The 10,462-nt window shown below is 36.7% G+C and carries 6 protein-coding genes; 1 reads left to right on the plus strand and 5 read right to left on the minus strand.

Features of this window, described 5'->3' with window-relative positions; translation table 11 throughout:
* Positions 1-456: 456 nt before the first annotated feature.
* The 4 genes from Q0983_RS15170 to Q0983_RS15185 form a co-directional block, all read right to left on the minus strand.
* Positions 457-2,001, minus strand: coding sequence for an alpha-L-fucosidase (locus Q0983_RS15170; RefSeq protein WP_299555209.1), 1,545 nt, complete (start codon positions 1,999-2,001; stop codon positions 457-459).
* Between the two features lie 36 nt (positions 2,002-2,037).
* Entirely contained in the window at positions 2,038-3,441 is a 1,404-nt protein-coding gene (locus Q0983_RS15175) for a RagB/SusD family nutrient uptake outer membrane protein (RefSeq protein ID WP_299555212.1), read from the minus strand.
* Between the two features lie 137 nt (positions 3,442-3,578).
* Entirely contained in the window at positions 3,579-6,899 is a 3,321-nt protein-coding gene (locus Q0983_RS15180; RefSeq protein WP_299555215.1) for a TonB-dependent receptor, read from the minus strand.
* A gap of 210 nt (positions 6,900-7,109) precedes the next feature.
* Complete coding sequence (locus Q0983_RS15185) at positions 7,110-8,279, minus strand: FecR family protein (protein WP_299555218.1); 1,170 nt, start codon at positions 8,277-8,279, stop codon at positions 7,110-7,112.
* A gap of 127 nt (positions 8,280-8,406) precedes the next feature.
* On the opposite strand from Q0983_RS15185, the gene Q0983_RS15190 reads away from it, so the two are divergent.
* Entirely contained in the window at positions 8,407-9,006 is a 600-nt protein-coding gene (locus tag Q0983_RS15190; protein ID WP_299555221.1) for an RNA polymerase sigma-70 factor, read from the plus strand.
* Between the two features lie 342 nt (positions 9,007-9,348).
* Here Q0983_RS15190 and Q0983_RS15195 read toward each other — a convergent pair whose 3' ends face one another.
* Complete coding sequence (locus Q0983_RS15195) at positions 9,349-9,645, minus strand: hypothetical protein (protein WP_299555224.1); 297 nt, start codon at positions 9,643-9,645, stop codon at positions 9,349-9,351.
* Positions 9,646-10,462: the final 817 nt, after the last annotated feature.

Here is a 10,462-nt window from a genome sequence, read left to right on the forward strand (position 1 = left end):
TGACTTCTTTTGCTCCTAATAATTAATCTTTGAAATTACTTTTAGTGGCTCCAAGAAGAATTTTGATTTACCTAAGGGCACACCTCATAGAAATTTAAACACATTTTTAAATCATCTTATTCAGAAGTATAATTAATTACTACATCTAAAGTAAAATCAATTTAGATATCTTCTTGTCTTGCAATATGTTTTAATGATAGCTTTCACTTGACTGTTTCTTGTTTGTATAAATGCCATAAGACCTTTTGCTATGTTGATTACTACATCACATATGTTCAATACATGGACTAGTGAATTATAAATATGGGGTCAATATTGATGCTGACCCCATACATACTAAAAACTAAACTCAAAAAGGTCGAAATTTTATCTACTTTTGATATATCGGCTTGCAATTTTTAAAAGCCCATCACCAAATTTTATTGCCAACAACCAAATACGGTATTAACCCGTGGTTCATGCCGATGTCCTAATCTTAATTACGGTAGCCATATCGTCCACCTTTTTGGTCGGCGCTTTTATTTTTATTCCCTCTTCATCCATTAACCATTCTACTACTTCATCAGTTCCAAGAATGGTTAATTCTTCAATGGTTACTTGATCTATAATATTTTTCTTGGAAAATGCTTTTAACAAAATGTCCTGCCCGGAGTCCGTTGCTCCCATGATAATGGCATAAATGTTATAATCCTTGGCAGTGTAACGTATGTCCTTATTAGAATACCTCAACTTATGGAAGGCATCATGGTTTTGGTAATGACCATGGGGTTCCTTAGTAGGTCCCTCACCAAAGGTATACCATGCTTCGGTGCCGTATATAGCCTCTCCATATTTATTCAGCCATGCTCCCAATTCTGTCAAAATCTCTTTTTGGTTCTCTGGTATACTACCATCAGCCTTTGGGGATATATTCAGTAACAAGACTCCATTTTTACTTGTAATATCCACAAGCATGTGCAATACATCTTTTGGAGGTTTTACCTTTAGATTTTCGGTATAGCACCAGCTACCATTACTCACTGTTGCATCGGTCATCCATGTTTTGGTTCCTATCACATTTTTTCTGGATTGCTCCAAATCATCTACACTCATCGACAATGGCAAATCATGCTGCTTTCTTACAATTACTACATCTTTATCCCATTTTTTAGCTTCATTTAAATAATATGCACTGAATTCCTGACGATAAGCTTCCGGAATAGCATCCAGAACATAGTCGAACCAGACGATATCTGGTTGGTATCCATCTATTACTTCTTTCAACTTTCCTAGCCAAAATTCTTGATACCATTTTTCAGCAGGGATATTCCCATATAATATGGCTAATTCTGGGTCGTTTGAACTGGGGGGCATACCATCCATATAGGGATAATGGCTTATGTCAACCGGTTCATTAAGTTTTTCTGCTCGCTGTAGCTGTTTGGAATGGTGGAATGTAGCAATGAATTTCATTCCTCTGGATGTTATCGCCTTTTGAAGTTCCCCGGTTATATCACGTTTTGGCCCCATGTCGACCACATTCCAAGGATTGACATCACTGTCCCACATCGAAAACCCATCATGATGTTCGGCAACGGGTCCTGCAAATCTTGCTCCTGAATTTTTAAATAGTTCTGCCCATTCTTCTGGGTCAAATTTCTCCGCCTTGAACATAGGAATAAAATCGTGATAGCCAAATTCTGATGGTTGACCATATTTTTCTACATGATGCCTATATACCCTATGATCTTTCTTATGCATGTTCCTTGGGTACCATTCATCGTCAAATGCTGGAACTGAGTAAACTCCCCAATGAAAATAGATGCCCAATTTTGCTTCACTGAACCAATTTGGTGATTCATTATGGTGTCCCAAAGATTCCCAATTGGGTTCATAAACCTTCATGCTTTTTGACTTGAGGTCTCCTTGTAAGGGCGCGACCCTCTTATTTTTTTCAACCGCATCACAACCTACCGTAAGGATAGGAAGTAACAATACCAAAATCCTAATATTTATTCTCATATTATTATTTATTATTAATTGACTTCAATAATTAAATTAATCGTAGCCTGGATTTTGGTCTCCCAATACTGGATTATTTACAAATTCAACATCGGGAACCGGATACAAATAGTAGTTTTTGCCTGTTATTGGGTGTGCCGATGCCTTTGCCGAAGGGAAATTTAATCCAAGGAAATTGAGCTGAGGCTGGATTCGGTCTTCCAATATTCCCCATCTATTTAAATCGAAAAACCTTTTGTACTCAAAAGCAAACTCCACTCTTCGCTCTTGCCGTATAGCATCTCTAAACGAACTCTGATCTGGCAAATCAGCACTGGTTAAAGCATTCAAACCTGCATTGGTTCTAATTGCGTTAAGATATGAGAAGGCTGTTCCGTCTGCTACGTATCCAGATTCGTTGAGAGCTTCAGCCGATACTAAAAGGGCATCCGCATATCTTAATATAGGAACATTCCAAGAACTATTACCTAACTCTGCAACAGATGCATTGTAGAACTTATTCACAAAATAAAGTGAGCCATCTGGTTGCGTCGCATCAATAAAGTTTGGAATTCCATATGTTGAAACTGTAACGTCCTTTCTTAAGTCTCCCACTTCAAAAGCCTGAACAAGGCCTCCCCCACTTGAAGGGCCTCCTCCAGTACCATTCAAATTATCATCTGTTGGTAACGTAGTTGCATCCCCATTAAAAGATGGCGGAGCATACCAATGATTTTGATTTGCAGTTACTCCAGAACCAAGTGAGGCATATTGTACCTCAAAAATACTTCCAGTACCATTTTCATTACTTCCATTAAAATTATCGGCAAAATCCAATAACGTACCACTTCCTATTACTTGGGAAGCTAGAGCCTCTGCATCGGACCACTCTTCAATTTCCAAATGGACATATGCTTTTAACAACTGCGCTGCGTATTTTGTAGCCCTACCTTCTTCCAATCCAACTCCTCCTGAATACGATATAGGGAGTAAAGCAATAGCATTAGTCAAATCAGACTTTATCAGAGAATATACGTCACTTACAGAAGATCTTGGTAGCGACGCATCTTCCTTGTTCCCAACAACGTCTTCAATTAGTGGAACTTCTCCGAACAAACGAACGAGGTTAAAGTAGTACAGTGCTCTTAAAAACCTCGCTTGACCTTCGGAGGCATCTCGCAATTCAGTTGATGACCATTCAGGAACATTAGCAAGGCTATGAATTACCAAGTTGGCACGTGTTATGCCAGTATACATATCTTGCCATGCAAATCTAGAATGGTTGAAACTTTGTTCAACAATAAAAATATCTGTCTCTAATTCATTTCTCCAAGTCCATCCATCGTCACTTGCCAAGCCAGTAAGCCTTAGCATAGTACTTTGGTAAAACTCAGGAAGAACATTATAAATACCATTAACGGCCGTTATAGCATCATTCTCAGAAACAAACAAATCCTCCACGGATATTTGTCCTTGTGGTTCTGGTTCAAGTATATCACTGCATCCATTAAGTAAGACTATAGTAACTATCAGTAAAACAATATAATATTTAAAATTTTTCATGATTTCTTATTTAGAAGTTTACATCTATTTAATGATTAGAAATTAAATTCTAATGTCATGGAGTATAGTTTTGTAATGGGATAAGGCGTATGGTCAATCCCTACAGAAAGCAAACTACCACTACCACTTATACTTGATGCTTCAGGATCCAAACCAGTATATTTGGTAAATGTAAATAGATTAGTCCCGGTCAATGTAAACCGAATACCTTCCATATTCAACTTTTTCACAGTCTCCTTGGGAAGTTCATAAGACAAGCTAATATTCTTAATCCTAAAAAAGTCACCATCTTCCAAAAACCGCGTGGAAGGTCTTGAAGCCAAAAAGGTTGTATTTCCTCCTTGGGAGGGTCTGGGAACTGTATTTGAAGGATTATCTGGGGTCCACCATCCTCTTACATCCGCCAAATTTTGAGGGAATGGCACGGCTCTTGACAACAAATGTCTCGCAGAATGAAACACTTGATATCCAGTCGCAAAATTGACAAAGATAGAAGCTGATAAATTCTTGTAACTTATAGTATTGTTCATTCCTCCAAAAAACTTAGGGTGCGGATTCGTACCCGTATACGCCCTATCACCTTGATCAAACGTACCATTTCCATTTAAATCAGCATATCTTACGTCACCTGGAACAGCCCCTGACCAAGCTGCAGCCTCTGCTTCTTGTCCCAATTGCCAAATACCATCGAAAATATAGGTATTAAATGCTCCAACCGGGTATCCCGCCTGGGTCAAATTAATTCTTTCGTTCGCCAAAGGAATTGGAGACCCTTCCAGTTCCAAAGGATTACCTTGGGAGGTAAGACCAATATCGAGTACTTCATTTTTATTATAGGTTATATTAAAATCCGTTGTCCAAGACAAATCATTACTTTGGATATTTGTGGAATTGAAGCTAAATTCAAAACCTGAGTTCTTAACGGACCCAATATTAACAATTGGTCTTTCGCCTACTCCCACAGTCAAAGGTGTAGGTTGGGCTATGAGTAAATCTTCAGACCGTTTATCATAATAATCCATCTCTACATTGAGTCTCCCATTGAAGAAGGATGCATTGACCCCAAGGTCAAATTGTTTGGAAGTTTCCCACTTTAAATTTTCATTTCCAATGTTTACCGCCGCATTTCCTAAAGCTGCAGAGTTTCCAAAGGCATATCCGGCTTCCCCTGCCCTTGTAATAAAAGCAAAGTCTCCGATATTTTGATTTCCCGTCAACCCATAACTTGCCCTTAACTTTAAGCTATTAAAAAAGCTGTTCTCCATAAACTTTTCCTCTGAAATTTTCCATGCAACGGATGCTGACGGAAAGGTCCCATACCGGTTCGAAGCACCAAATCTTGAAGACCCATCTCTTCTTACAGTTCCAGTAAATAGGTATTTACCGTCATATCCATAATTAACCCGAAAAAAGTACGAGACCAAACCGGAAGTTATATCCGAGCCTGAACTTGTAAAATTAGTCTGATTGGATAATTGATTCAATCTGTTATTGACAGTTCCCGTTCCGTTGGCCCTAAACACAGAAGCATTAAATTCTTGAGCAGATACCCCGACCAAGGCCTTAAGGTCATGCGCGTCAAAAGTATTTTCATATTGCAATGTTGCCTCTCCCAACCAATTAACCTCTTTAGAAGAAGTTTGGGTAAGATCACCTTGTGCTCTTTGATATCTACCAATACTGTACACCGGCAGATACTCATAAGTGTCCCCGTTTACAACATCTCCGCCTATGTTCGCTGAAAGCAGCAGCTGTTGGGTTAAGTTATAATCCGCTTTTATACTTCCTATCAGCCTTGTCGTAGTTCTTTCCCTAGTAGGTAAAAGAATCTCGATTAACGGATTGTTATTTCCTCCAAAATATGGTGGTGCCGTAGTATTAACAGCCGTTAAGTTTCCATCCTCATCAAAGGGTTCAGTATAAGAATGGCGAATAATAAGCCGTCTGTATCCTTGGCCGAAATATTGATCATTTGTCATGAAATCGGATTTTTGATGGCTTCCTGCTATATTTCCGCTTACTTTTAGTTTATCATTTATCCGCGAGTCGATATTGGCTCGTAAATTCCATGATTTTAAACCAGTATTCAAAATTGTTCCTTCCCGATCCAGCAAAGATGCCGAAAAGGCATATTGATTTTTGTCATTACCACCGGTAACACCTAAATTATATGCTTGCCTGAAGGCGGTTCGAGTACCTAAATCTTGCCAATCCGTATCGATTTGCCATATAGGGTTACTGGGATCATCATACACTGCAGTATTTCTATTAGAATTGGTAAAAGCTTCCACAAACAACTGGCGCTGCTCCTCTGTAGACAAAACATCATACCTGTTAATCGGGTTTTCAAAACCAATGTCAGAAGAAAATCTAAATTTAGCTTTCCCAGATTTACCTCTTTTGGTACTAATAATTACTACACCATTAGATGCGCGAGAACCATAAATAGCTGTTGCAGATGCGTCTTTAAGAATGTTAATCGAAGCGATGTCTTTGGGGTTTATAGTCGAAAAATCGGCACTGAAAAGAGGCACTCCATCCACAACTATAAGGGGGGCATTACTTCCTGTAACTGAACCAATACCTCTTATAGAAATATCAAACTTACCATCTAAATCACCTCCACTTTGACGAATGTTAACCCCACTGGCCCTTCCTTGGATTGCGTCCTGAAACGAAGGTACTGGGCGGCTTTGGAGCACCTTCTCTGAAACTGCTGTTACAGACCCTGTAAGGTCAGATTTTCTTTGCGTTCCATAACCAACAACTACTACTTCATCTAACTTGGCAGCGTCCTCAACTAAAGCGATATTAATATTTGCTTGCTCATTTACCTGAATCTCTTTAGTTAAAAACCCAATATATGAGACTACAAGTGTTGTCTCCTTTCCAGAAATCGATAATTGAAACTTCCCATCAAAATCGGTTTGTGTTCCGTTAGTGGTTCCTTTTTCGATAACATTGGCACCGGGTAGAGGTTGTCCGTTTTGATCCGTAACTACACCGGAAACTTCAAACTCCTGAGGTTTTTCTTTAATTGATTTTTCAATCTTTTCTTTAATTAGAATGGCGTTATTTTCAGTTAAAATCAACTCAACATTTCCCTTCAACAAGCTTCTTTTTAATAATTTTCCTGTACTTATAACTCCTTTTTTCAAACGAATCTTTGGTAAATCATCAAAAATCCCTTCTTCATAAAAGAACTTATAGTCCGTTTGATCCATTATAAGATCAAACACCTCATCAACCGTTAATATTTTGTCTTCCTCTACTTTGATTTTTGAGTTCTGAGAAACAACATCAACGGGTGAAAATGCGAAAATCATAGTACAGCATAAGAAAATGAAAGTTCTCATAATGATTTTTAAAAACCATTTTCTAAAACAGAAACAGTTACTTATAAATTTAATTTCCATAAATTTGTGTCTTATTAGTTAGTTAAACATTTTAATTAATTGATAATACGTGGGGATATAGTTTTGTACTTTGGCGAGTCTAACTTTATCCTCTTTTTTCTAATGGGTTATTTTATTTCATAGGCTACTATTTGTTTATAGGTTTCACAATTATTTAAGTAGTATTATTTTATCCTTTATTTCATAGTTGTTGATGGTAGTAGATTTCATAATAGAAAGAATTTCTTCAATACTTTGACTTTTATCCAGTACACCTTTAAATTTCAATTCTTCTAATGCTTTATTTTCAAATACAATCTCTACATCGTACCACCTAGATATAACCTTCATGATGTCCTTTAAAGGCTTTCCTCTAAAACTAAAAATTCCGTGTTTCCAAGCGACTACTGCATTTACATCTACTTTTGCTACGGAAACTTCTTTAGTTTTTAAATCTATATTCGTTTGATGACTTGGCACTAAGTTTTTCTTGTTACCGTTATAGTCAACGGCTACCTTACCTTCTACCAAAGTGGTATAGATATTAGTTTCATCTTTATATGCCTTAATATTAAACGCTGTACCCAATACTTCTACCTCTTGCGACTTATTAAAAACTTTGAATTTAGCACCTTTGTGTTGGGTACTTGGTGATACGTCAAAATAGGCCTCTCCATAAACCAGTTCTACCTTACGAGTTTTTCCTTCAATAAAATTTACCGGGTATTTTAGTTGAGACTCTGAATTCAACCAAACCTTAGTTCCATCTGATAAGACAATGTAAAATTGCCCTCCTCTTGGTATGGTCAAGTAATTATAAACTAGTCCCTTCGTTTTTCGGCTATCTTTACCATAAACAATTTGCTCACCATTACTGTTGGCATTAGATGTTTGGAAAGAAGCACCTTTCTCTAATGCAATTTGTGAGCCATCTTCTAATGTCAATGTTGCTTTATCAGTTCCTGGGACTATAGCGTTTGTATTTACAATTATAGGAATGATATTGTCATCGGTAGATCCATTGAACAAATCATCCTTAAAAAAGTAAGCCGTTGCAAATAAGCCAATAAATAGAGCAGCTGCATATTTACCAATCTTGTGAAGCTTGTATTTGTAAAATATGCTTCGGTCTCTTCTAATTTTACTCAAATATTCTTTTTTGGCATTTTCTAAATCAAATTGTTTTGTATTTACATCTATGGCATAATTTGTCTTAACAAAATTTTTGAAAATTTGCTTATTCTTAGGATTCCTTAGCCAAACTGTTAATGAATCCAGTTCATCAATATTGGCTTCATTCATTAAGTATTTGACAATTATATTCTCTATTTTTTGGTTCATTTTGACAACTACCTTTTGTTTATATTACGTTTCACAAATGCGACCACCCACAATTCCTACTAAAATTTATTAAAAAATATTTTTATAAGTTTACAATTGGATTAATACCAGTTATTGATTTTACACAATGAAGAAAGATTATTCCAACAATAAGATATTAGTTGAAAACCTTAAAAAAGGAGACGAAGATGCTTATGCTTATTTAATGGACACTTACTATCAAAAGTTGTGTGTTTATGCGGAAAGTCTGTCTCGCGACGTTTATATTGCCGAAGATATTGTCCAAAATATCTACTTGCGAGTATGGGAACAACGAAATAAATTAAAAGCAATATACCCTTTAAAAAGTTATTTATATCGATCTGTTTATAACGAGTTTATCAATCAATACAGAAAGAAAAGCAGTTTGATGGAGGTTGAAAAAGAATACATAAAAAACCTGAACGCTATAATAGAGGAAGACCCTAAGGACCTAACTAGGTTAATAGCATTAGTTAAACAAGAAATACAGGATTTACCTCCGAAATGTAAAAAAATATTCATTTTGGGGAAGCAAGAAGGTCTAACCTATGGCGAAATTGCTGAACACCTGAATATTTCATTTAGAACCGTAGAAAACCAAATGAGTAAAGCATTTGCTATAATTCGTCAAAAGGTAGGAGATAAAATGGATACTATTCTGTTTTTGTTGTTTGGATTCAATGGACGAAACTTCTCTTCAAATTAAATTTTGTCCAAAACTTGTAATCAGAAATGTTTGGCTTATGAATGAAGTTTCTCTTCTTTCAAAGCAAATTAGAAATGTTGCTTTTCTTTTATGGTGTGCCTTTAATTGATACTCCAGATTTCAAGATCAATTCCTTTCTTAAACATTTAAAAGCGCAGTACACCGCTGCGCTTTTAAAACTAACTCTAATTGAATGACTAAAAAACTCATGGTGTAAAATCATTAAACCTTCTATTCTTTTTGAAAAGGGCTACAATCAAGTCTGTTCACAATCGTAACCCAACATACCTACCGTAGCCCTTACCAAACTAAAACAACTTTTTCCCTTTCTTTTTTTAATTACTAAAATCTATTTTCCACCTCAGCGGCCTGCAACATCAAATAATGTAGGTCCGTATTCTTGATAAACGGTTTCAACAATTGGCTTCCGGGGCCATACATGGCCAGTTCCACATAATCCGCCGAGTGCTGCATGCTTATCCAGCCAACAGAATTGTGCTTCTTCTGTATCTCTGCCAATTCGTTAAAGGGTAATTGCTTGGGGTTATAAAGCCCCTTTTCCGTCTTCAGGTCATTGTAACATGTCAATAAGGCCTTGGCCTCTTCATCGATCAGCCCAATGCCATTGGCGTAGTCCACCCTTTCCTTTACGCTCCTTACGGACGTCTCCTTCCCTATCCCGTTCAGGATCCAATGGTTGCTGTGCCTGTAGCGCCATATGGAATCAAAATGGTCATTTGCATTCTAACCGTAAATGATCCCGGGATTGGCATTGCCTTTATCCGTGATATCTATCACCAAGGTCTCTCCTTCTTTTTCCGCAAAGTACGTAGCTACTCCCACGGTCTCGTCAAAGACTATTTGGTCATATAACAACCCTGCTATATCGTTGCCGTGAAATGAACCCCTTCCTTAACCACCTTGTCCATGTTTGGGGGTTTTGATACCTGATTTTGGGTTTAACGAAGACAAATCACCATATCCTAAATCATCTGCAAGCATATAAATAATGGGTCTCAACAACGTAACAAACAAAATCAATTTATTCTTTCTCCTAAGTGGTTAAATTTTAAAACATAACCTCTCTTGACCACTTTCAAGTCTTTTAACAATGTAAAGACAACTAGAGTTCAAAAAACCATGACTCTCTTTTCATTTTTTTAGTTAATGTTAGAACATATAATTCTCTCTATTCATAATAAAATTAGGTCTATATGACTAAAACATAATCGACAAAATAAAAGAGGGGAACAAAGGATGGATATAGCAAGCTTTATACGATATTATATCATATTAACTATATGATTATATTCGATTTCACCTAATCATAAGCAAGCACCAGATTTCACATTGGGTTTTGGGCTGGATTGACTTCTTTTGCTCCTAATAATTAATCTTTGAAATTACTTTTAGTGGCTCCAAGAAGAATTTTGATTTACCTAAGGGCACACCTCAT

The organism is Seonamhaeicola sp. (assembly GCF_028281565.1).
In the GTDB taxonomy this organism is placed as follows: Bacteria; Bacteroidota; Bacteroidia; order Flavobacteriales; family Flavobacteriaceae; genus Seonamhaeicola.